Origin of the sequence: Acidipropionibacterium virtanenii, assembly GCF_003325455.1 — a bacterium.
Taxonomy (GTDB): domain Bacteria; phylum Actinomycetota; class Actinomycetes; order Propionibacteriales; family Propionibacteriaceae; genus Acidipropionibacterium; species Acidipropionibacterium virtanenii.
Window position 1 is genome coordinate 1,353,613 of the sequence record NZ_CP025198.1, and the last position, 21,620, is coordinate 1,375,232.

At 68.1% G+C, this 21,620-nt stretch carries 25 protein-coding genes; 11 read left to right on the forward strand and 14 right to left on the reverse strand.

Going from position 1 to position 21,620, the window contains the following annotated elements:
• Nucleotides 1-98: 98 nt before the first annotated feature.
• From JS278_RS06190 to JS278_RS06205, 4 genes are all read right to left on the reverse strand, one after another.
• Nucleotides 99-1,109 (reverse strand): LacI family DNA-binding transcriptional regulator, encoded by a 1,011-nt coding sequence (locus tag JS278_RS06190; RefSeq protein ID WP_114044417.1) that lies wholly within the window; start codon nucleotides 1,107-1,109, stop codon nucleotides 99-101.
• A 1-nt stretch (nucleotide 1,110) separates the two neighbouring features.
• On the reverse strand, nucleotides 1,111-2,016 hold the full coding sequence (locus JS278_RS06195; protein ID WP_015070939.1) for a sugar ABC transporter permease: 906 nt from the start codon (nucleotides 2,014-2,016) through the stop codon (nucleotides 1,111-1,113).
• A 1-nt stretch (nucleotide 2,017) separates the two neighbouring features.
• On the reverse strand, nucleotides 2,018-3,631 hold the full coding sequence (locus tag JS278_RS06200) for an ABC transporter permease subunit (RefSeq protein ID WP_114044418.1): 1,614 nt from the start codon (nucleotides 3,629-3,631) through the stop codon (nucleotides 2,018-2,020).
• A gap of 93 nt (nucleotides 3,632-3,724) precedes the next feature.
• Nucleotides 3,725-4,834, reverse strand: coding sequence for a sugar ABC transporter substrate-binding protein (locus JS278_RS06205; RefSeq protein WP_181833886.1), 1,110 nt, complete (start codon nucleotides 4,832-4,834; stop codon nucleotides 3,725-3,727).
• A gap of 359 nt (nucleotides 4,835-5,193) precedes the next feature.
• Between JS278_RS06205 and JS278_RS06210 the strand changes: the two genes are divergently transcribed.
• Genes JS278_RS06210 through JS278_RS06245 form a run of 8 tightly spaced genes read left to right on the forward strand, consistent with a single transcriptional unit; the run spans nucleotide 5,194 to nucleotide 12,017 of the window.
• Nucleotides 5,194-5,952 (forward strand): helix-turn-helix transcriptional regulator, encoded by a 759-nt coding sequence (locus tag JS278_RS06210; RefSeq protein WP_114044420.1) that lies wholly within the window; start codon nucleotides 5,194-5,196, stop codon nucleotides 5,950-5,952.
• 54 nt (nucleotides 5,953-6,006) lie between these two features.
• A complete protein-coding gene (gene sufB / locus JS278_RS06215; RefSeq protein WP_245935220.1) occupies nucleotides 6,007-7,485 on the forward strand; it encodes a Fe-S cluster assembly protein SufB in 1,479 nt (492 codons plus the stop codon).
• On the forward strand, nucleotides 7,472-8,728 hold the full coding sequence (locus tag JS278_RS06220; RefSeq protein WP_425451475.1) for a SufB/SufD family protein: 1,257 nt from the start codon (nucleotides 7,472-7,474) through the stop codon (nucleotides 8,726-8,728). The genes sufB and JS278_RS06220 overlap by 14 nt, the downstream gene beginning before the upstream one ends.
• Nucleotides 8,728-9,066: a Rieske (2Fe-2S) protein gene (locus JS278_RS06225; RefSeq protein ID WP_015070932.1), complete on the forward strand. Its 339-nt coding sequence runs from the start codon at nucleotides 8,728-8,730 to the stop codon at nucleotides 9,064-9,066. Before JS278_RS06220 ends, JS278_RS06225 begins: the two co-directional genes overlap by 1 nt.
• A gap of 5 nt (nucleotides 9,067-9,071) precedes the next feature.
• Nucleotides 9,072-9,839, forward strand: a complete 768-nt coding sequence (sufC, locus tag JS278_RS06230) for a Fe-S cluster assembly ATPase SufC (RefSeq protein ID WP_114044421.1) — start codon at nucleotides 9,072-9,074, stop codon at nucleotides 9,837-9,839.
• Complete coding sequence (locus tag JS278_RS06235) at nucleotides 9,839-11,122, forward strand: cysteine desulfurase (RefSeq protein ID WP_114044422.1); 1,284 nt, start codon at nucleotides 9,839-9,841, stop codon at nucleotides 11,120-11,122. The genes sufC and JS278_RS06235 overlap by 1 nt, the downstream gene beginning before the upstream one ends.
• Entirely contained in the window at nucleotides 11,119-11,601 is a 483-nt protein-coding gene (gene sufU, locus JS278_RS06240) for a Fe-S cluster assembly sulfur transfer protein SufU (protein WP_114044423.1), read from the forward strand. Before JS278_RS06235 ends, sufU begins: the two co-directional genes overlap by 4 nt.
• A complete protein-coding gene (locus tag JS278_RS06245; protein WP_245935221.1) occupies nucleotides 11,598-12,017 on the forward strand; it encodes a metal-sulfur cluster assembly factor in 420 nt (139 codons plus the stop codon). Before sufU ends, JS278_RS06245 begins: the two co-directional genes overlap by 4 nt.
• A 2-nt stretch (nucleotides 12,018-12,019) precedes the next feature.
• Here the strand turns inward: JS278_RS06245 and JS278_RS06250 are convergent, their stop codons facing one another.
• From JS278_RS06250 to JS278_RS06275, 6 genes are all read right to left on the reverse strand, one after another.
• Entirely contained in the window at nucleotides 12,020-12,577 is a 558-nt protein-coding gene (locus tag JS278_RS06250; protein ID WP_114044424.1) for a hypothetical protein, read from the reverse strand.
• A gap of 105 nt (nucleotides 12,578-12,682) precedes the next feature.
• Nucleotides 12,683-14,035: a hypothetical protein gene (locus JS278_RS06255; RefSeq protein WP_114044425.1), complete on the reverse strand. Its 1,353-nt coding sequence runs from the start codon at nucleotides 14,033-14,035 to the stop codon at nucleotides 12,683-12,685.
• A gap of 99 nt (nucleotides 14,036-14,134) precedes the next feature.
• Nucleotides 14,135-15,013, reverse strand: coding sequence for a KPN_02809 family neutral zinc metallopeptidase (gene ypfJ / locus JS278_RS06260; protein WP_114044426.1), 879 nt, complete (start codon nucleotides 15,011-15,013; stop codon nucleotides 14,135-14,137).
• A gap of 12 nt (nucleotides 15,014-15,025) precedes the next feature.
• Nucleotides 15,026-15,403: a type II toxin-antitoxin system death-on-curing family toxin gene (locus JS278_RS06265; RefSeq protein ID WP_114044427.1), complete on the reverse strand. Its 378-nt coding sequence runs from the start codon at nucleotides 15,401-15,403 to the stop codon at nucleotides 15,026-15,028.
• Nucleotides 15,400-15,603 (reverse strand): ribbon-helix-helix protein, CopG family, encoded by a 204-nt coding sequence (locus tag JS278_RS06270; protein WP_114044428.1) that lies wholly within the window; start codon nucleotides 15,601-15,603, stop codon nucleotides 15,400-15,402. The genes JS278_RS06265 and JS278_RS06270 overlap by 4 nt, the downstream gene beginning before the upstream one ends.
• A gap of 107 nt (nucleotides 15,604-15,710) precedes the next feature.
• The gene (locus tag JS278_RS06275) at nucleotides 15,711-16,070 is read right to left on the reverse strand and encodes a hypothetical protein (RefSeq protein WP_114044429.1); all 360 of its coding nucleotides are present in this window, start codon (nucleotides 16,068-16,070) and stop codon (nucleotides 15,711-15,713) included.
• 96 nt (nucleotides 16,071-16,166) lie between these two features.
• On the opposite strand from JS278_RS06275, the gene JS278_RS06280 reads away from it, so the two are divergent.
• From JS278_RS06280 to JS278_RS06290, 3 genes are read left to right on the forward strand one after another with little or no spacing between them, the layout of a single operon-like run.
• Nucleotides 16,167-16,613, forward strand: coding sequence for a GNAT family N-acetyltransferase (locus tag JS278_RS06280; RefSeq protein ID WP_245935223.1), 447 nt, complete (start codon nucleotides 16,167-16,169; stop codon nucleotides 16,611-16,613).
• Nucleotides 16,614-16,668: 55 nt separating this feature from the next.
• Nucleotides 16,669-18,267, forward strand: a complete 1,599-nt coding sequence (locus JS278_RS06285; RefSeq protein ID WP_114044430.1) for an ABC-F family ATP-binding cassette domain-containing protein — start codon at nucleotides 16,669-16,671, stop codon at nucleotides 18,265-18,267.
• Between the two features lie 45 nt (nucleotides 18,268-18,312).
• Nucleotides 18,313-18,789 (forward strand): helix-turn-helix domain-containing protein, encoded by a 477-nt coding sequence (locus JS278_RS06290; RefSeq protein ID WP_114044431.1) that lies wholly within the window; start codon nucleotides 18,313-18,315, stop codon nucleotides 18,787-18,789.
• On the opposite strand, the gene JS278_RS06295 is transcribed toward JS278_RS06290, so the two are convergent.
• The 4 genes from JS278_RS06295 to JS278_RS06310 all read right to left on the reverse strand — a co-directional run bounded on the left by JS278_RS06295 (nucleotide 18,786) and on the right by JS278_RS06310 (nucleotide 21,594).
• Entirely contained in the window at nucleotides 18,786-19,463 is a 678-nt protein-coding gene (locus tag JS278_RS06295) for a methyltransferase domain-containing protein (protein ID WP_114046162.1), read from the reverse strand. The genes JS278_RS06290 and JS278_RS06295 overlap by 4 nt on opposite strands.
• Nucleotides 19,464-19,615: 152 nt before the next feature.
• On the reverse strand, nucleotides 19,616-20,362 hold the full coding sequence (locus JS278_RS06300; RefSeq protein WP_114044432.1) for an SDR family oxidoreductase: 747 nt from the start codon (nucleotides 20,360-20,362) through the stop codon (nucleotides 19,616-19,618).
• A gap of 1 nt (nucleotide 20,363) precedes the next feature.
• A complete protein-coding gene (locus JS278_RS06305; RefSeq protein ID WP_114044433.1) occupies nucleotides 20,364-21,212 on the reverse strand; it encodes an SURF1 family cytochrome oxidase biogenesis protein in 849 nt (282 codons plus the stop codon).
• A gap of 10 nt (nucleotides 21,213-21,222) precedes the next feature.
• A complete protein-coding gene (locus JS278_RS06310) occupies nucleotides 21,223-21,594 on the reverse strand; it encodes a DUF3099 domain-containing protein (protein WP_245935224.1) in 372 nt (123 codons plus the stop codon).
• Between the last annotated feature and the right edge of the window lie 26 nt (nucleotides 21,595-21,620).

A 21,620-nucleotide genomic window follows, 5' to 3' on the forward strand; every position in this document is an offset into this window, starting at 1 on the left:
ATGACGACTGAATGGCGTTGTCACCGCCAGAAGGCTCGGATGTGCGCAAGATCACAATTTTGATGTCGACACGCGCAGCGCGGTGAGCGGAGCCGCGCTCAGGAGCGGGCCGGCCCGGTGGTCGAGCGGATCACCAGATCCGGTCTCACGAGACGCTCCCCGGTCTGGGCGGACTCTCCGTGAATCTGTCCGACGAGGGTCGACACCGCCATCGAGGCGATGAGGTCGACGTTCTGTCGCACGGAGGTGACGCCGGGATCCCAGTAGCGCGAGACCGGGGAGTCGTCGCATCCGATCACCGAGACGTCATCGGGCACTGACAGCCCGTGGGCGCGGATTGAGCGGATCGCGCCCATGGCCATGATGTCGGAGGCGCAGATGATCGCGGTGACCCCCTCGCCCAGCAGGTCTGCGGCGGCCTGGCCGCCCCCGGTGGCGGAGTAGATGGAGTAGGCGACGCGGATCCCCTCGTCGGTCCCGAAGCGCCGGATCATCGCGGCCCGGAAGCCGGCCTCCTTGCGCCGGACCGGTACGTAGCGCGCCGGCCCCAGGGCCAGTCCGATCCGCCGGTGGCCCAGGGTGGCCAGGTGATCGACGGCCTGGTCCATCGCCGAGGCGTCGTCGTCGGAGATGAAGGGGGCCTCCAGCCCGGGGACGAAGCCGTTGATCAGGACGATCGGCAGGCCGACGTCGATGAGGGTGCGGTAGGTGGACAGGTCGGCGGTGGTGTCGGCGTGGGATCCCGACACGACGATGATCCCGGCGGCCTGGCGGGAGCGGAGCACCTCGAAGTACTGGTCCTCGCGCATCCCGCCGGGTGCCTGGGTGCAGACCAGGGTGGCGAATCCGGCCCTGGCGGTGTCGGTCTCCACGGCCTGGGCGTAGGCCGCGAAGATCGGGTTGACCAGTTCGGGCACGATGAGCCCGATCATCCCGGTCGTGATCGGCCGCAGATGGGCGGGGCGCACGTAGCCGAGCACGTCCAGGGCGGTGAGCACGGCCTGGCGGGTGGCCTCGGAGACGCCGGGTTTGTCGTTGAGCACCCTGGAGACGGTGGCCTGACTCACCCCCGCCTGCTCGGCGATGTCGGCCAGTGTGGGGCCCTCCATGTCACTTCACCGAGCCCGAGGTGAGGCCGGAGACCAGGTACTTCTGAAGCCAGAAGAACACGATGAGAGGGGGCAGACAGGCCAGCACGGTGCCGGCGGCGAAGACCGGCCAGTTGGAGTTGGTCTGCTCGGAGACGTACTGGTACAGGCCCAGGGCCAGGGTCTGGGTGGCGGGGTCGTTGCCGACCACCACCGAGGCCACGACGTACTCGTTGAAGGTGTTGATGAAGCTCAGCAGCCCCACCACCGCCAGGGTGGGGATCACCAGCGGCAGGATGATGGTGAAGAAGGTCCGGGCGTGGCCGGCCCCGTCGATCTGCGCCGCCTCGTCCAGGGCCCGCGGTACGGAGTTGAAGAATCCGTACATGAGGTAGGTGTTCGCCCCCAGGGCGCCGCCGAGGTAGACCGCCGCAAGCGCCAGCAGGGATCCGATGCCGAGCACCGGCACCACATCCCCCAGGTTCGACAGCAGCAGGAAGATGGCGGTCACGGCCAGCATCTGCGGGAACATCTGGATGAGCATCAGGCTCAGCAGGCCGCCGCGGCGTCCGTGGAAGCGCAGCCGCGAGAACGCGTAGGCGGCCAGCGCCGAGAACAGCACCGTCAGCAGGGACACACCGACCGCCAGCAGGGTGGTGTTGAGGTACCAGCGGCCGTAGGGGCGCTCGGAGTCGGTGAACAGCTTGACGTAGTTGGACCCCGAGAAGGTGGTGAACAGCGAGTTGGAGCCGGTCATGGTGCCCGACGGGTTCAGTGAGGCCGAGAGGACGTAGAGGATCGGGAAGACGGCGAAGACGCACGCCACCACGGCGACGACGTAGCGCCACCAGAGCCCTCGGCCGCGGGGGCCGCGGGATCGTGACTGTCGGGGCGCGCCCTTGGGCGGGTTCAGTGCTGCGGTACTCATGTCAGTTGATGTCCTCCAGCGCCCGGGTCTGGCGGAAGCCGATCCAGGAGATGACTCCCACGATGATGAAGATGAGGATCGCGAAGGCGGATCCGAGGCCGTACTGGCGGCCCTGGTCGCCGAAGGCGACCTTGTAGACCATCGAGATGAGGATGTCGGTGGAGCCGACGTCCAGACTCGTGTCGGTGAACCGCGGGCCGCCGCGGGTCAGCATGTAGATGAGATTGAAGTTGTTGAAGTTGAACGCGAAGGTGCTGATGAGCAGTGGGGCCAGGGAGACCATCAGCAGCGGGAACTTGATGTACCAGAAGGCGCTCCACCCCGACGCGCCGTCCACCTCGGCGGCCTCGTTGACGTCGTCGGGGAGGGACTGGAGGGCCCCGGTCGCGACCAGGAACTGGTAGGGGAATCCGAGCCACAGGTTGACCACCAGGATCGCCACCTTGGCCCAGGTGCCGTCGTTGAGCCAGGGGACCTGCAGCCCGCCGAGCAGCACCTGGTTGATGAACCCGAAGTCCTGGTTGAACAGGCCCGACCACACCATCGTCATCATGGTGGCGGGGAAGGCGTAGGGCAGGATCATCACGAGCCGGAACCAGCGCCTGCCCCGCAGCCGGGAGTCGTTGAAGATGAGGGCGAGGATCAGGCCCAGGGCGAAGCAGCTGACCACCGACCCGATGGCGAAGACGAAGGTCCACACCAGGACCTTGAGGAAGGGCCCGCGCACCTGGGAGTTCGTGATCGCCGCGGTGAAGTTGGAGAACCCGACGTTGACCTTCCAGCCGGGCTGGATGGTCCTGCCCTCGGAGGAGACGAAGGATCCCTGGCCGGAGTCGCGGTAGACGGTCCCGGCGGTGTCGGTGAAGGTGTCGGCCTTCTCGTCGTAGGTCATCGTGGACCGGTAGACGTAGGCCTGGGATCCGGTGGTGGTGTGCAGGAACCCGTCGGCGCCCTTGTCGCTGAGCGGCACCGCGAGTTTCGAGACCTCCGAGGAGCGGGCCGAGACGGCCGCGAAATCCAGCACCGTGTAGCCGTCGGCCCCGGTGATGGCGCCCAGCGAGGAGGTGGTGACGCCGGAGGCGTCCTGCAGCGGGGTGTCGTTGTTCCCGGCGCGGGCCTGCCCGGTCTTCGGGTCCACGACGATGAGCCACAGCTCGTCCCCGCCGCCGTTCTTCGTGGCGACGGCCGCCTTGTAGGTGGCCGAGTCCGGCACCCGGGCCTGGTTGTTCTGCTGGATGGCCAGGACGGCGTCGGCCTTGGAGCCGTTGTGGCCGTCGCCGTAGTTGGTGAACCCGACGTAGACCGTGTACAGCATCACGCTCACCGAGAAGATGAGCATGAAGGCGACGCCCGGCGCCAGGTACTTGCCGGGCAGCTCCCGGTTGGGCGGCAGGTAGATGAGGTTGACCGCCAGAGTGCCGATCGCGATGACGGCCACGATCACCCAGGACGCCTTGGCCACGGCGGCCAGCAGGCCCAGCACCATGAGGGCGTCGAAGCCCCCCAGCAGCACGATCTTGATCACCCAGGACCATGCCCCGCCCGAGAACCTGACCTGTGCCCGGTGGACGCGCTCCTCCCGTTGCGCGGGGGGCGTGAACTCTTCCTTCGTCATTTCCAGCCTGTCGTCTGTGAGAGCTGCGATTGTGAGAGCCGAGGTCTCCCCCGGGGCCCGGTGCGCCGGGCCCCGGGGGAGGTGATCAGTGGGTCACTTGATCTTGGCCTGCAGGCCGGTGACCATCTTCTGCCAGGCGGCCGCCGGATCGGCGGACTTGCCCGACAGGATGGCGGCCTCGGCATTGCCCCAGTCGGTCCACACCGAGTCCATGGCCGGCACGGCCGGCATCGGGACGCCCTTGGCGCCGACGGCTCCGTAGGCGGCGACGTCCTTGTCCGACTTCGCCTTCTCGAAGGCCTCCTTGTTGGCCGGCGGGCGCTGCCCGGCCTCGAAGAGCTTGTACTGGATGTCGGCGTTGCCGATGTACTCGACGATGAGCTTCTGGGTGGCGACGGTGTTCTTCGACTTGGAGCTCATCGCGAATCCCTGGACGCCGACGAAGGGGGTCGCGGCCTGGGGGCCGGCGGCCGGGATCGCCTCGATGGCGTAGGGGATGTTCTTGGCCTTGATGTCGGCCAGATTCCAGGGCCCGGAGATGAAGAAGGGGCTCTGTCCCGACACGAAGGAGGTCTTCGCGATGTCGTTGGAGATGTTGATGTTGAGCGTCTTGGCCTTCTGCTGGGCGGCCAGCCAGGTGGCGAAGGAGGCGCCCGCGGCGTCCCCCATGCCCAGCGTCGTGCCGTCATAGGCTCCGTCGGCGCCGATCTTGAAGACGGGGGCGTTGAAGGAGGCCTGGAAGGGGTACAGGTTGTACGGGCTGGCGGCCTGCACCGAGTCCATGCCGACCAGGACGGGGTACTTCGCCCCGGACTTGCGGCCGGCGGCGATCATGGCGTCCCAGCTGGTGACCGCCGAGGGGGCCAGCTTGGTGTTGCGGATCAGGGCCAGGTTCTCGGTCGAGTAGGGGACGCCGTAGATCTTGTCCTGATAGGTGAAGGCCTTGATGGCGATGTCCTGGTACTGGTCGGTGGTGTCGCCGAGCTCCAGAGGGGCGACGACGCCGTTCTTGACCAGGGTGCCGAGGCGGTCGTGGGCGCAGATGATGGCGTCGGGCCCCTTGCCGGTGGGCACCTGGGTGATGAAGTCGGGGACGATCTTGGAGTTGTCCTTGACCACCAGGTTCACGGTGACGCCGACGTCCTTCTTGAACTGGGCGGCGACGCTCTTGAGGACGGGCGCACGGTCGGAGTCGACCCAGATGGTGATGGTTCCGGCCCCGGCGGATCCCGAGGCGGCGGGGGTGGACGAGCTGCTGGAGTCCGATCCGCCGCAGGCGGAGAGCACGCCAAGGGCTCCCAGCCCCAGTCCCGAGAGCAGCAGTGAGCGACGCGCGATGTCGGTCATGGGTAGTCAGTACCTTTCGCTGATGCGTTCGACGGCCATCGTCGAGCGCGCGGTGCGGAGGCTCCTCCACCACTGGATGTGGAAGCTCTTGCAACCGGTTCTGATTCTTGCAAAATCTTTCATGGATGTCCACAGTGGCCCCACTTCGGGGGATGCCCGTCCCGAGGAAGGGTCGCCTTACTTGCATCGCGGCAACATTTGGAAACAATGGAGTTGTGAAAAATTCGAGTGACACCTCCCGTGGGCGCGGCGAGGGCCGCGCTGCGGCCGAGGCTCGCTTCGAAGAGCCCGCAGACGGCACCACGCGCGACCGCGTCATGTCGTCGATCCTTCATCACGGGCCTTCGACGGCCGGCGATCTCGCCGAGCGCCTCGGCCTGACACCCGCCGCCGTGCGGCGCCACCTGTCGGCCCTGAGTGAAAACGGCCAGGTGGCCAGCCGTGAGGAGCGGGTGTTCGGGCCGCGCGGAAGGGGACGCCCCTCGCGGGTGTTCTTCCTCACCGACGCCGGTCGGGCCGACTACTACACGGCCTACGACGAGCTGGCCATCACCGCGCTCAAGCAGTTGGCCGCGGCGGCCGGCCCCGATGCCCTGGCGAAGGTCGCCCAGGCCCGCGTCGACGACATCGAGGAGCGCTACCGGGGAATGCGGGCAGCCAGGCCCGCCCAGGACCCGGCCCAGACGCTGGCCGAGTGTCTCTCGGCCGGCGGCTACGTCGCCACCATCGAGCCCGGGCCGGCGGGTCAGCAGATCTGCCAGCACAACTGCCCGGTCGCCGAGGTGGCCAAGGTCTTCCCAGAGCTCTGCGACGTCGAGACCCGGCTGTTCTCCGAACTGCTCGGGTCCAATGTGCAGCGGCTGGCGACCATCGCCCACGGCGACGGGGTGTGCACCACCCACGTCCCGGTGGATGTGGAGATCACCCGAAGACGCATCGCCGCCGATCCCCCGAGCACGTCGACGGTCGGCTGAGACCGCCACGGCGTCACCCATGAACCTCAGATCACGAACCCGAAAGGCCCAGATATGACCCAGGTCGAGAACCCCACCATCATCCGGGACGAGGAGGCCGCGCCCGCACCGCTGCCGGGCACCGGGGTGACCCAGGATGAGCACCTGGCCGCCCTGACCGGGTACAAGTACGGCTGGCACGACTCCGACGCCTACGCCGCCGCCTCCCAGCGCGGCCTCTCCGAGGACGTGGTGCGCGGCATCTCGGCGATGAAGCACGAGCCCGAGTGGATGCTCAAGCTGCGCCTCAAGGCCCTGCGCCAGTTCCAGAAGAAGCCGATGCCCGCCTGGGGCGTCAACCTCGACAGCATCGACTTCGACCAGATCAAGTACTTCGTGCGCGCCCAGGAGCAGCAGGCCCAGTCCTGGGAGGATCTGCCCGCCGACATCAAGAACACCTACGATCGGCTCGGCATCCCCGAGGCCGAGAAGGACCGCCTGGTGGCCGGCGTGGCCGCCCAGTACGAGTCCGAGGTGGTCTACCACAAGATCAACGAGGAGCTCGGCAAGCAGGGCGTCATCTTCCTCGACACCGACACCGCGCTGCGGGAGCAGCCGGAGCTGTTCAAGGAGTACTTCGCCTCGACCATCCCGGTCGGTGACAACAAGTTCGCCGCACTGAACTCCGCGGTGTGGTCGGGCGGCTCCTTCATCTACGTCCCGAAGGGCGTCCACTGCACCATCCCGCTGCAGGCCTACTTCCGGATGAACACCGAGAACCTCGGTCAGTTCGAGCGGACTCTGATCATCGTCGACGAGGGCGCCTACGTGCACTACGTCGAGGGCTGCACCGCCCCGATCTACAAGTCGGACTCGCTGCACGCGGCCGTTGTGGAGATCATCGTCAAGAAGAACGCCCGATGCCGCTACACGACCATCCAGAACTGGTCGAACAACGTGTACAACCTCGTCACCCAGCGTGCCTACGTCGAGGAGGGCGGCACGATGGAGTGGATCGACGGCAACATCGGCTCCAAGTCCAACATGAAGTACCCGGCCTGCTACCTGATGGGCGAGCACGCCAAGGGCGAGGCCCTCTCGGTGGCCTTCGCCGCCGAGGGACAGCATCAGGACACCGGCGCCAAGATGGTCCACAACGCGCCGTACACGTCCTCGACGATCGTCTCGAAGTCGATCTCCCAGGGCGGCGGCCGCTCGGCCTACCGCGGCCTGGTCGAGGTGGGGAAGAACGCCCACCACTCGGCCTCCTCGGTGCGATGCGACGCCCTGCTGGTCGACGACATCTCCCGCTCGGACACCTACCCCTACAACGACATCCGCACCGACGAGGTGTCGATGGCCCACGAGGCCACCGTCTCCAAGGTGAGTGAGGACCAGCTGTTCTACCTCATGCAGCGCGGCCTCACCGAGGAGGAGGCGATGGGCATGATCGTGCGCGGATTCGTCGAGCCGATCGCCAAGGAGCTCCCGATGGAGTACGCCCTGGAGCTCAACCGGCTCATCGAGATCCAGATGGAGGGTGCGGTCGGCTGAGACGCCGATCACCACATCACCGACAATCCTCAAGAAAGAGAGCACTGCGTTGAGCGCACCCGTCCAGGCCCCCGAGAAGGGTCACAACGTCACCATCGAGGGGGATGTGGAGTCGCACCTGCATCCCATGCCCTCCTGGGACGTCGCCGATCACCCGATGCCCACCGGCCGCGAGGAGATCTGGCGCTTCACCCCGGTCAAGCAGTTCAAGCCGCTCCTGACGGAGGGGACGACGAAGGCCGCCATCGAGTGGGCGGTCCGGGCCCCCGAGCAGGTCGTCGTGTCCGAGCTGTCCGGTGACGCCATGCGCGGCCTGGCCGAGATCCCGCAGGATCGCCTCTCGGCGATCGCCGCGGCCAACGACACCCATCCGTCGCGGCGCATCGACATCCCGGCCGAGGCCGAGCTGGACGCGCCCGTCGACATCGACCTCACCGGCACCGGCGTCGAGGAATCGGCCTTCCAGAACGTCGTGGTGGCCATCGGCGCCTTCGCCCGCGCCACCATCGTGGTGCGCTACAAGGGCTCGGCCAATCTCGGCGAGAACTGGACCTTCCGGATCGGCGACGGCGCGGAGGTGACGATCGTCTTCCTCCACGAGTGGGCCGACGACGCCGTCCACGGCGCGCAGATCGCCTTCGAGCTGGGCCGCGACACCACCGTGCGCACCGCCCAGGCCACCTTCGGCGGCAAGGCCGTGAGGATCTCCCAGGCGGCCTCCTACCAGGGCCCCGGCGCCGATCTCAACCAGCTCGGCGTCTACTTCGCCGACGCCGGCCAGCACATCGAGCACCGGCTCTTCGTCGACCACAACGCCCCCCGGACCAACTCCCGGGTGGACTTCCGCGGTTGTCTGCAGGGTCAGGACGCCCACTCGGTGTGGATCGGCGATGTGCTCATCCGCCCGGTGGCCGAGGGGATCGACACCTACGAGTCGAACAAGAACCTGGTCCTCACCGAGGGCTGCCGGGCCGACGCGGTGCCGAACCTGGAGATCCAGACCGGCAACATCCGCGGCGCGGGCCACTCGGCCTCCACCGGCCGCTTCGACGCCGAGCAGCTGTTCTACCTGCAGTCGCGCGGCATCGAGGAGGAGGAGGCCAGGCGCCTGGTCGTCCACGGCTTCTTCACCGACATCGTGCGCCGGATCGGCGTCGAGGAGATCAGCACCGAGCTCATGCACCTCATCGAGGACGAGCTGCGCGAGACCCTGGGCGCCAAGACCGAACTGCCGGAGAACTGATGGCGGCGGTGAAGGTGACGACGGTCGACGAGCTGGAGGACGACACCCCCGTCCAGTTCGACGACGTCGACGGACTCACCGACATCGTGCTGGTGCGCACCGAGGGACAAACCTACGCGATCGGCGCCTGGTGCAGCCACGCCGACGTCCCGATGTGCGAGGGCGAGATCGAGGACTGCGCCATCGAGTGCTACATGCACGGGTCCATGTTCGACCTGCGCACCGGAGCCCCCACCAACCTGCCGGCCACCGAGCCGATTCCCGTATATCCCGTGACCATCGACGGCGACGACGTTCTCGTCGACGTCGCCAACCCCATTCCCTACAAGGAGTCCTGAACCCCATGGCAACGCTCCAGATCAACGACCTCCACGTCGACGTCCTGACCGAGTCAGGCCCCAAGAACATCCTCAAGGGCGTCAACCTCACCATGAGTTCCGGTGAGGTGCACGCCATCATGGGCCCGAACGGGTCCGGCAAGTCCACCCTCGCCTACACCCTGGCCGGTCACCCCAAGTACAAGGTCACCGGCGGCACGGTGACCCTCGACGGCGAGGACCTGCTGGCCATGACCGTCGACCAGCGCGCCCGCGCCGGCCTCTTCCTGGCCATGCAGTACCCGGTCGAGATCCCCGGCGTCTCGGTGTCGAACTTCCTGCGCTCGGCCCGCACCGCGATCGACGGCCAGGCCCCCAAGCTGCGCACCTGGGTGAAGGAGGTCGACGCCGCCCTGCAGCGCCAGGACCTCGACGACGACTTCGCCGACCGCTCGGTCAACGAGGGATTCTCCGGCGGCGAGAAGAAGCGCCACGAGATGACCCAGCTCGAGCTGCTGCACCCGAAGTTCGCGATCCTCGACGAGACCGACTCCGGCCTGGACATCGACGCCCTCAAGGTGGTCTCCACCGGCGTCAACCACTACTTGGAGGACGCCTCCCACGGAGTGATGCTGATCACCCACTACACGCGGATCCTGCGCTACATCAAGGCCACCCAGGTGCATGTCTTCGTCGACGGGCGGGTCGCCGAGACCGGCGGCCCGGAGCTGGGCGAGCAGCTCGAGGCCGAGGGCTACGAGAAGTACGTCGAGGCCGCGAAGGCCAACGCCTGATGAGTGAGGCCACTGCGTACGACGTCGAGGCGGTCCGCGCGGACTTCCCGATCCTGTCCACCAGGGTCGGGGACCACCCGCTGGTCTACCTGGACTCAGCCAACACCTCGCAGAAGCCGCAGGTCGTCATCGACGCGGTGGCCGATCACTACGCCCACCACAACGCCAATGTGGCTCGTGCCATGCACAAGCTGGGACTCGAGTCCACCCAGGCCTATGAGGGCGGGCGCGAGCGGATAGCGAGGTTCATCGGGGCGAACCGTCCCGAGGAGGTTGTCGCGCTGTCCAACGCGTCGGAGGCTCTCAACCTGTGCGCCCACACCCTGGGTTCGCGGCTGGGGCCAGGCGACGAGGTGGTGATCTCCGTGATGGAACACCACTCCAACCTGGTGCCCTGGCAGCTGGTCTGCCAGCGGACCGGTGCCACGCTGCGCTGGTACGACATCACCGAGGAGGGGCGCCTGGACCTGGAGAAGGCTGCCCGCGAGGGGCTCATCAACGAGCACACCAAGGTGGTCTCTCTGGCCCTGGCCTCCAACGTGCTCGGTACCGTCAACCCGATCGGTCTCATAGCCGAACAGGCCCACGCGGTCGGCGCGGTGATGGTGGTCGACGCCTCCCAGGCCGTGCCCCAGCTGCCGGTCGACGTGTCCGCGCTGGGCGCGGACCTGGTCGCCTTCACCGGCCACAAGATGGTCGGGCCCACCGGCATCGGGATCCTGTGGGGCCGCTACGACCTCCTCGCCGAACTGCCGCCCTTCCTGGGCGGCGGCGAGATGATCGAGATCGTCAGGATGGATCACTCCACCTACGCCGAGCCGCCTCACCGCTTCGAGGCCGGCACGCCGCCGATCGCCCAGATGGTGGGACTGGCCGCCGCCGCCGACTATCTCGACGGGATCGGGATGGCCGCCATCGCGGCCCATGAGCGCGACCTGGCCGACTACGCCCTGGAGGGTTTGTCCGGGGTGGCGGGGCTGCGCATACTGGGCCCTGAGGAGGCTGTGGACCGCACGGGCACGATCTCCTTCAGCATTGAGGGTGTGCATCCCCATGACGCGATGAGCATCATGGACTCCCGAGGTGTGGCGGTGCGCGGTGGCCATCACTGCGCCAGGCCGCTCCACGAGAGGCTGGGCCTGCAGTCGTCGCTGCGGGCGTCGGGCTACCTGTACACCACCAGAGGCGAGATCGACGCCCTCGTCGATGCAGTGGAGTACGCCCGGGACTTCTTCACCGGGCGCATGAGTGTGGGCGCCGGTTCAGGGAGGCGACAGTCATGAACGTCGAGGACATGTACCAGGAGATCATCCTCGATCACTACCGGGAGAAGCACCATGCGGGGCTTCGCGAGGATTTCACGGCCCAGGTGACCCAGGTGAACCCGTCCTGCGGGGACGAGCTGCTGCTGCGGCTGCACCTGGACGGGGAGCGGATCCGCGACATCTCCTACGACGCCGTGGGCTGCTCGATCTCGCAGGCCTCCACCTCGGTGATGACCGACCTGGTGATCGGCAAGACCGTCGAGGAGGCGCAGCAGCTCTACCGGGGCTTCCAGGAGATGATGCGCTCCCACGGGGACCAGTCCCTGGACGAGGACCTGTACGAGGACGCGGTGGCCTTCGAGGGGGTGGCCAAGCTGATGGCGCGGGTCAAGTGCGCCATGCTCGGCTGGTCGGCCCTGGAGGAGAGCCTCATGGAGGCTGAACAGAACAGCGACACGGCTTCGGCCGGTGCGCCGACGAAGGGAGAGACAGCATGAGCGAGGAGACGACCGAGGGGACCAGGCCGTCGGACCTGGTGCGCGACACCCTTCCCGATGAGGAGTCAACGCCCCAGCCCGATCAGGGTTCGGCGCCGACCGTGTCCCTGCCGACGGTCGATGACGTCGTCGAGGCGATGAAGGACGTCATCGATCCCGAGCTGATGGTCAATGTGGTGGATCTGGGCTTGGTCTACGGCATCCAGATCGACGACGACGCCAATGTCACCATCGACATGACGCTGACCAGCCCGACCTGCCCGCTGACCGACCGTCTGGAGTACGACACCCAGACGGTGTTGGAGGGGATCGTCAACAGTGTGGCGATCAACTGGGTGTGGCTGCCGCCGTGGGGCCTGGAGAGGATCACCCCCGACGGACGCCAGCAGCTGCAGGCGATCGGCTTCAACGTCTGATCTCAGCCGTTGACCTTCAGCGACATGAGGTCTTCGACGGAGTAGGTGTGTGCCCCGGACGGACCCAGTGAGGCGGTGGACATGGGGACGCCGGGCCCCAACGGGGTGGCGGTGTCGCCCGTGACGGTGAAGACTCCGTTGGCTCCGCCCTCGATCTGGTAGATGTTGCCGTACTGCTGAAGGTCGGCGCGCGACTTCTTGGCGAGTCTCCTGACGAAGATCAGATACGACGTGCCGGTCGTGGCCTTCGCCAACTTCTCGGAGTGGGCGTTGTGCTCGCCATTCTCCCCGGTCGTGTCAACGGTCAGAGTTGTGGGCAGCGACGAGGTGGAGCGGTCGATGCGGAAGGTGCCCAGGCGGGTGCCGTCCACCTGGTTGAATGCGCTGAATCGGCCGATGACGACGGCGTTGCTGGTGGACCCGATGGCCTTCACGGAATCGTAGACCGGCCCGTCGTATCCGCCCGTGTGAGCGCTGGTGAAGGCGCAGGCCGAAAGGCCGATGGTGGAGAGAAGCACCAGAGCACCGAGAGTTCGGCGTCGAACAATGAGCGCGGGCATGAGTCCCTCCGGCGCTAGGGGATCCCTGGGAGCCTATGGAGGGAGCGTACGTGGCCCGTCCAGGGTCAGTGCGGGGTACAGGGCGATCGTGATGAGACCGATATCTCAGCCGAGCGCGACGCAGCTGCTGTAGGCGAGGTCGATCCTCTCCTTGCGGCGCGGTCGATCAGCGTTGCGTGGCAGGTCGGGCGCCTTTTCGGGGAGCTTGAGAGTGCGTCCTCGGGTGACTCGCCAGGATTGCCCCAGGCGGTTGGTCCACTGGTAGACGCCGGGTGTCGGCTGCGTCACTTTCCAGACGCCGGCGGTCTTGGCCCGGTGCTCCCGCCGGCCCAGCGGGCCGAGGTTGGAGATCCTTGTCTGGCCCGGTGGGGCCGGTGATCCGGGGGTGGATCTGCGGTAGGGCACGGTGTGGTCCAGGTCTGCGGTGCGGGATCTGGCGGTGGAGAAGGGGAAGACGGAGCAGTCCTCTCGGATGATCAACTGCCGGCGGATGCGGTCTGGGATCTCGTACCCGTCCACCGCGGGATCACCGGCCAGGTCCACCACGGGCAGCGTCCGGATGCGGTGATGACCCAGCAGATGAGCCAACTGATCGACCAGCACCGGACCGACATCCCCACCCCGGGCGAGGACCCTGGCCACATGCGCGCCGTCGCTGGCCGCTGTGTCGAGGGCTTCGGCGGCGATGTGGACCACGACGTCGGCCAGAGGCAGGGCCGCGGTGCTGTCCCCGGTGGATTCATCGGTGGTGGTGGGCGTGACGAGTTCCTCCAGGGCCCGGGCCGCCAGGACCGGCAGCGGCTCGGTGGCGCCGGCCTTCCTCATCCGACTCGTGATCCGGGTGATGGCGGCCTGCAGCTGCAGGGCGGCGCCGGTGTCGATGAGTCCGCCGATGGCCGAGGTGCCGTCCCCCAGGTGGCGGATCGACAGGAACCGGTCCCGTCGGGCGATCTCGGCGCGCCGTCGCGCCAGGTCGGCGTCGGCGCGCATGATCAATCCCTGCAGGCGGCGTCGGATCCTCGGCCAGGGAGCGACGCCCCAAGCGTCGGCGAGCTTGGCGTCGACCGATCGGGCGGCCTCGGCGGACAGCTCCTCGGCCGCCTGGGTGACTTTGCGGGCCTGCCACGCTTCGACCCGGAGGTCGTCGACCGCATTCCACAGGTGGGGGTGGCGGCTTCGCAGGTTGGCGACGTCATGGACCAGGCTCCAGGCCGCCGGCTCCCCCAGACCCAGCAGCGCACCGACCTCCAGGGCCACGAACTCGCCCACGGCACCGGCCCCCTCGGCCCCCGCTGGCACGACCCGTTCGGCGGCCGGAGTGTCCAGTGGTGTGGGTGCGGGATAGGTGTCGATCATCGCGGCGACGGCGATGAGCCGGTCGGCCTCGGCGCGACGCACGGCGGTATCGGCGTCGACCAGCCGGTCGCTCGCCGCCCTGAACCGCGTCATCGCCTCCATGGACCAAGGCAACCAGGCAGGTGTGACAGTTTCCCCCGACAGAACCACCAAAATCTCAGAATGTGGACACCACTTTTCTGAGGATTCTGGAAGACCCCTTCAGTCGCCCAGGTTGTTGGTGGCAAAGGTGTCGCAGGACTTGAGGCTCGCGGCGTTGAACCCCTTCTGGGTCCAGTAGACGCGCATCTTCGAGGACCCGTGGGTCCAGGCGTCCTGGTTCACCTGACCCGAGGACTGCTTCTGGATGTGGTCGTCGCCGACCGCCTTGGCGGCGTTGACGATCTTCGTGATGTCGGCCGAGGTGACGTTCTCGATGAGGTCGTCGGGGTTGTCGGCGGCCCACTTGAGGTAGGCGCCGGCGTAGCAGTCGGCCTGCAGCTCCAGGCGGACCGAGGGGGAGTGGGGGCCGGTCTGGTTGCCGGCCGCATGGGCCTTGGCCATGGTGCCGAGCAGATCCTGGGCGTGGTGGCCGTACTCGTGGGCGATGACGTAGGCCTCGGCGGCCGTCGACGTCTCGGTGCCCAACTGGTTCAGGAGCTGGGAGAGGAAGCTCGTGTCGAGGTAGACGAGCTTGTCACCGGAGCAGTAGAAGGGACCCCCCTCGGCGGTGGCCGATCCGCAGGCCGTGGAGATGGAGTTGCTGAAGGGTTTGGTGCGGGCCTTGGTGTACCCCGACAGTTGCTCGCCCCAGTACTGGTTGATGCTGGTGGCGTAGGCGGCCCAGCGGCAATTCGGGTCGCGATCGGCGTCGGCGCCGGTGCGGCAGGTCGACGAGGAGGTCGAGGTCGGCGCGGCCTGGGATCCGTCGTCGGTGCCGAGGATGTCGCCGGGGTTGATGCCGAAGAGCAGGGCGAGGATGAGCACGACGATGCCGGCCCCGCCACCCAGGGCGATCTTCCCGCCGCCACCGCGCCCCGGCCCGCCGGCGCTGCTGTCGATCGCGTCGGAGTCGATCTTCGCGTCGTCCTTGAAGTCCATGGGTCCTCCGGGTCAGTCCGTGGCCGCTGCCCGCCACGCGGCGAACTGCTCGGCCACGGCAGGATACCCGAGTTGCCCACCCGCCACCGCTATGACGAGGCGGTAGGCGTCGTCGTCGGGCACATCCAGACGGACCCCGTTGAGCACGTAGAAGACCACGGTCGAGAGCCAGCCGATCCGCTTGTTGCCGTCGACCAGAGCATGGTTGCCCACCAGCGACTCCAGCAGAACCGCGGCCTTGGTGTCCAGATCCGGATAGGCCTCCTGACCGAAGGCGCTGGCAAGTGGCCGGTGGGCAGCAGACTCCAACAGCCCGATGTCACGGATCGGACCCACGCCGAGATCCTCGACGAGGTCGAGAACGTCCTCAATGGTGAGGTACTCGATCACTTGCCGAGCCGTTCGAGCACCTCGGCATACCGGTCACGCGCCCAGGCCGACGCCTCGGCCACCCCCGCCTGATGGTGCCGGCGAGAGGCCGCCTCGCGGATCGCCCGCCGGGTGGCCTCCTGTTTGCTGACGCCATCCATCTCGGCCAGCTCGGCCAATGTCTTCTCATCCTCGGCCTCAAGCCGTAGTGTCATCGCCATGACGCGATGATACCGCCGTGACACCACTGAGGCCCGAAAGAGCGGTGTCGAGTTGACGCTGGTCTACCCGCATCGAGTCGACAACGCTGCCGGGGCCGCGGCCAGGGTCAGACGACGAACCAGAAGATGGCGGCGATCACGACAAGCAGCACCGGAAGGGCGACGCTCAGGCCCACGTGCCACTTCCGCGGGAGCCAGATCTGGGACAGGATTCCGATGATCGCTCCCAGCGCCGCGGCGGCCACCGCCGATCCCCAGTAGGTCGCCTCCTCGCCAGGCCGGCAACCGGCGACCGTGGAACCGCACAGGCTCCACCAGCCCAGATAGCCGAAGACCCCCAGGCCGAGGACGGCCACGACGATCCCGATGATCACCAGAACGGAGTAGCGTCGCCACGCCTTGGCGTCGGCGACGAGCTCCTCCTCATTCTCGGGGGCTGCGCGTCGGGGGCTTGACATGCCACCCATTGTGCCAACTGTTCGGCCATCGGGTGGGGAAGGCCCGTCCGGTGGCGCGCCGTGGACGGGTGAGGCATCCTTTCGCAGCGCTGCGATACTGCCCACATGGCCGATGAACTCTCCGGGATCCGGATCCTCCGTCGTCGCCTCGAGGAGATGGATGCGGTGATGCTGTACCGGCTGCTGTGGATGCGCAGCCGAGTCTTCAACGGCGAGCAGCACGCCACCGACGACGATCTTGACGGGCGCGACCTCGAACCGTCGTCGAGCCTCATGTGGGCCCAGCGGGACGGTCTCCCGATCGCCTCCCTGCGGCTCCTGGATGAGGACGGCACCACCGTCATCGGCCGGCTGGTCACCGAGCCGGAGTATCGGGGCCGGGGAATCGCCGGCGCTCTGCTGAGGGATGTCCTGGACGTCACCGAAGGGCCGCTGGTGCTCCACGCCCAGGCGCATCTCGCAGACTGGTACGCCCGTTTCGGATTCATCGTCGACGGGCCCGAGTTCATGGAGGCCGGCATTCCGCATGTGCCCATGCGGATGACGCGGTGAGCGGACATTCGACCGAGCATTTGGCAGTCCGCCCCGGTCGGGGCACGATTGTCCGGTGCTGCAGGTCAATGATGTGGAGGTCCGGATCGGGGCCCGTTTGCTCCTCAACCCGGTGAGTTTCCAGGTCGCCCCCGGGGACAAGATCGGTCTGGTCGGGCGCAACGGCGCCGGGAAGACCACCCTCACCAAGATTCTGGCGGGGGAGGGGATGCCCACCTCCGGTACGGTGAAGCGCACCGGGGAACTCGGCTACCTGCCCCAGGATCCCCGCGATCCGGATCTCAGCCAGCTGGCCAAGGACCGGATCCTCTCGGCCCGCGGCCTGTCCCACATCCTCGAGAAGATGCAGAAGCTCGAGGATCAGATGTCCGCCGACGATGACGCCGTCCGTGAGCGGGCGATGGACAAGTACGCCAAGGCCGAGGCGCGGCTGATGGCCCAGGGCGGATACGGGGCTGAGGCCGAGGCCGCCCGGATCGCCTCGAACCTCGCCCTGCCCGACCGGGTGCTCGGACAGCCTCTGGGGAACCTGTCGGGAGGGCAGCGACGCCGCGTCGAGCTGGCACGGATCCTGTTCTCCGGCGCCGACACCCTGCTCCTCGACGAGCCCACCAACCACCTCGACGCCGACTCCATCGGCTGGCTCCGCACCTTCCTGCAGAGCTACCAGGGCGGGGTGCTGATGATCTCCCACAACACCGAGTTGATGGGAGCCACCGTCAACAAGGTCTTCCACCTGGACGCCAACCGTTCCACCATGGACATCTACTCGATGGACTGGAAGCGCTACCTCAATCAGCGCGCGGCCGATGAGAAGCGCCGTCACAAGGAGCGGATCAACGCCGAACGGAAGGCCTCGGCCCTGATGGCCCAGGCCGACAAGCTCCACGCCAAGGCCACCAAGGCCGTCGCCGCCCAGAACATGGCCAAGCGGGCAGAGCGGCTGCTCGCCGGGGTGGAGGGGGAGCGCGCCGCCGACAAGGTGGCCGCGATCCGGTTCCCCAGCCCCGCCCCCTGCGGCAGGACCCCGCTGACAGCGCACGACCTCACCAAGACGTACGGCTCCCTGGAGGTCTTCGCTGGAGTGGATCTGGCCGTCGACCGCGGCTCCCAGGTGGTGATCCTGGGACTCAACGGCGCCGGGAAGACCACCCTGCTGAGGATCCTTGCCGGAGTGGAGACCCCCGACACCGGCGAGGTGGTCTCCGGGCACGGCCTGAAGATCGGCTACTTCGCCCAGGAGCACGACCTCATCGAGATGGATCGCACCGTGCTGGACAACATGGCGCGCACCGCCGGGGACATGACCGACACCGACATCCGCAAGATCCTCGGCTCCTTCCTGTTCACCGGCGACGACGTCGAGAAACCCGCCCAGGTGCTCTCAGGCGGTGAGAAGACCCGGCTGGCGCTGGCCATGCTGGTCGTCTCCTCTGCCAACGTCCTGCTCCTCGACGAGCCCACCAACAACCTGGACCCGGCCAGCCGGGAGCAGGTGCTCGACGCCATCGCCCACTTCGGCGGGGCCATCGTGCTGGTGACCCACGACGAGGGCGCCGTCCATGCCCTGGATCCCGACCGGGTGCTCGTCCTGCCCGACGGCACGGAGGACCTGTGGAGCCAGGACTACGCCGACCTCATCTCGTTGGCCTGAGATCTCCCGTAGCATGTGGGCCAGCCGACCGACTGGAGGTGCCAGATGGCCCCATCACCGCCCCGCCTCACCGGGGATGAACGGGCCGCGATGGCCCGGGTGCTGGCCGACCGGTACCGCGACGGTGCCTCGATCCGCTCCCTGGCCGCCGACTTCGGGCGCTCCTACGGTCTGGTGCAGCGGCTGCTCCGGGAAGCGGGAGTGCAAACCCGGCCCCGCGGAGGCGCTGACCCGGCATCTCCGGAGACCAGGGCCGAACGACAGACGGTGGCCTCAGCCTCTGCGGTCGAGGCGGATCCTGGCCTGATCGCCGCACTCGAAGAGGCTGAGCAGAAGGTCCGCAAGGCCGAGAAGAGACTCGCCAAGGCTGAGCGCGCCCGAGCCAGACTCACCAGGCGCACCAGCACCAAGAAGGAGCGCCGGGCCGCCAAGGAAAAGGTGGCCAAACGCTCCCGCAAGGCCGGCAAGGCCGCCCAGCGGCTGCAGCGCATCCGCGAGCAGATGGACTCGCGCGGGCGCTAGGAACTCCGCACGAAGGTGGTGACCTCCACCGCCACCGTCACGTCGATCGGGCCTGCCAGGGCGGGACGGGCGATGTGGTGGGCACTGGGGCCCATGAGCACAGCGTCTGCCGCCAGTTCGGGTTCGAGAGTGTGCTGTTCCTGGACGACGTCGTGAGAGATCGGGGAGAAGGCTCCCGACATGGCGCGCACGATCTCATGATGCTTGTCGGCCTGGATGTCGATCATCCCGGTCGCGGCCCTCAGCTCGGCCAGATGGTCGGGAAGGGGGCTGGCGATCACCAGGTGGCCGCTCCCGGCCAGCACCCGGGAGAACTCGTCGCGGTTCCTCGGGGCGAAGACGCACAGCACGGCGTCGACCGCCCCGTCGCGGATCGGCAGCCCCGCCCAGGTGTCGGCCACCACCGCCGCCATCCTCGGATGGGCCCGGGCGGCCCGCCGGATCGCGGCCACCGAGACGTCGGTGGCCAGCCCGGTGGCCTGCGGTACGGCGTCCAGGATCCGCGCCAGATGATGGCCCGTACCGGCCCCGGCCTCAAGAATCCGTCGAGACCGCGCCAGACGGCGTGCCAACACCTCGTCGACGCCGCCGAGCAGCCCGGACTCCAGCACCCGGGTGCGCGCGGCCACCATCTCCGTGGTGTCGGCATTGGCCCCGGGCCGAGCTCCGATCATCGTCACATGGCCCTGGCGGGCGACGTCGAGGCTGTGGCCGGCTGCGCACCTCAGCGTGGAGTCGACGAGCTCGAGGGATTCCCGATGCCCTGTGCGGCGCAGGCAGGTGGGGCAGCACAGCCAGCTGACCGTCTGGGACAGGCCGGAGGTGTTCACGGCACCCTCAGGGCGCCGCCGTCAACAGGGATGAGGCAGCCCGTGACGTAGGAGGCCTGGTCCGAGAGCATGAACGCGGCGACCGACCCGAACTCCTCGGGCCGTCCCAGCCTCCCCAACGGAATCCGCCCCTCGGTGGCCGCGCGGGATCCCTGGTGGCCGCTGCCGTGGAGTTGCGTGATCCTCGGGGTGGCGATGGTGCCCGGCATCAGCCCCACGGCCCGTCCGCCATGAGGTCCGATCTCGTCGGCCAGTTGGGAGACCAGCATCGCCAGCCCGCCGCGGGTCGCGTTGGACGGCGCCATGGCGGGAAGTGGGGAGCGCGCCGAGCTCGACAGCACGAAGGCCAGCCGGGCGTCCGGGCGTTCGGAGACCACCGCGCGGGCGGTCCGCACGGCCGGCAGCATCACCGACTCCACGGCGTCCAGGTAGGTCTGGTCGTCGGTGCCGAGCACCGATCCCGCCGCCGGCCCGCCGACGCTCACCAGGGCGCCGTCGATGCCACCGAAGGAGTCGACGGCGGTCCGGACGGCCCGCCGCGGGGTGTCGGGGTCGGTGAGGTCGGCGGCCATCGGCCGGGCGCGCTCGCCGATGCCGCGGGCCTGACGCTCAAGCACGTCGGCCCGCCGGGCCACCATGACGACATTGGCCCCCTCGGCGGCCAGGGCCCGTGCGCCGGCCAGCCCGAGACCGGAGCTGGCCGCGGTGACGACGAAGGTGCGGCCGCTCAGACCCAGATCCATCTCAATCTCCTTCCGTGCGCGTCGGCGAGTCGGCCGGCCGATCGATCGGCACCCCGCCGCGGGTTGCCGGCTTACCCACCGGTGTCGGCCTGGTCCGCCGCCGCTCGGCGCGCTCCCGGCGTTTTCTGCGGTCCTTGATGTCGCCGCGGATGAGGATGAACAGGCCGCCCACGGCGATGGCGGTGAAGCAGAACCACTGGACGGCGTAGGACAGGTGCGGGCCCTCGTCCAGCTCCGGGAAGGGCACCGGAGCCAGTCTCCCGCTCTGAGTGGGGGTGGAGTTCACGAGGACGATGTAACCGTTGACATATGTGGTGCCAGCGGTCCTGGCGAAGGAGTCGGAGTTGATCAGACGGGCCCGGCCGTCGACGGGAACGACGGCGGTGTCCTTGCCGTTCTCATTGCCCTTGACGTAGCCGATCACGGTCACCCGCCCGGACGGCGGGTTCGGGATGTCGGCGATGTCGGGATCGGTGCCGTCGTCCTTGCGACCGATGAATCCTCGGTCCACCAGGACTGTGCGGCCGTCGGTGGCGCGCAGCGGGGTGAGGATCTCGCTGCCCTGCTGATCGCCCACCTTCCGGTAGCGCACCTGCACCTGGTGGCCCGCGTCATAGGAGCCGCTCACCCGGACCCGTTTCCACTGGTCCTCGCCCGATATCGCGGTGCCGGGCCTCATGACGGCTGTCCAGTCCAGAACGGGTTGGGCGCGATGGGCCCGGATGGTGGCATTGGCCTCTCGACGGCCGTCGAGACGATGAATCTGCCACTCGCCCAGCCGGATCATCACCAGACTCAGGACGACGACGAAGAGAGCCAGCCCGATCCAACGCAACCACAGCTTCCTCACCCGGGGAAGCCTAGTCGCTGGTCCCGCCCGGCTCGTCCTCGTCCTCCTCGAGCTCACCGGGGATCGTGAGCGACGGGCCGATCTCCCGGCGCGTCTCATGCTCCGTCGCCGGAGCCGGCGAGCGTCGGTCGTCGACGTTGCCCAGCACCACGGCGATCGCCGGGAGGAAGGCCGCCCCCGGGATGAACAGCCACCGCCACGGGCTCGGGGTGATCACCAGCCCGATGAAGCACAGCGTGCGGATCGCCATCGACACCAGATAGTGCCGTTGGCGCACCTCCAGATCGTCGGAGGCCGGCGGCCTGGCGCCGGTGATGACCTGGCCGTCGCGCCCCCGCCGACGGTGCCGGTGCGGTCCGGCGGCCCGGGCAGGTGTGGACACGGTCACAGGGTAGGTCGCGCACGGCA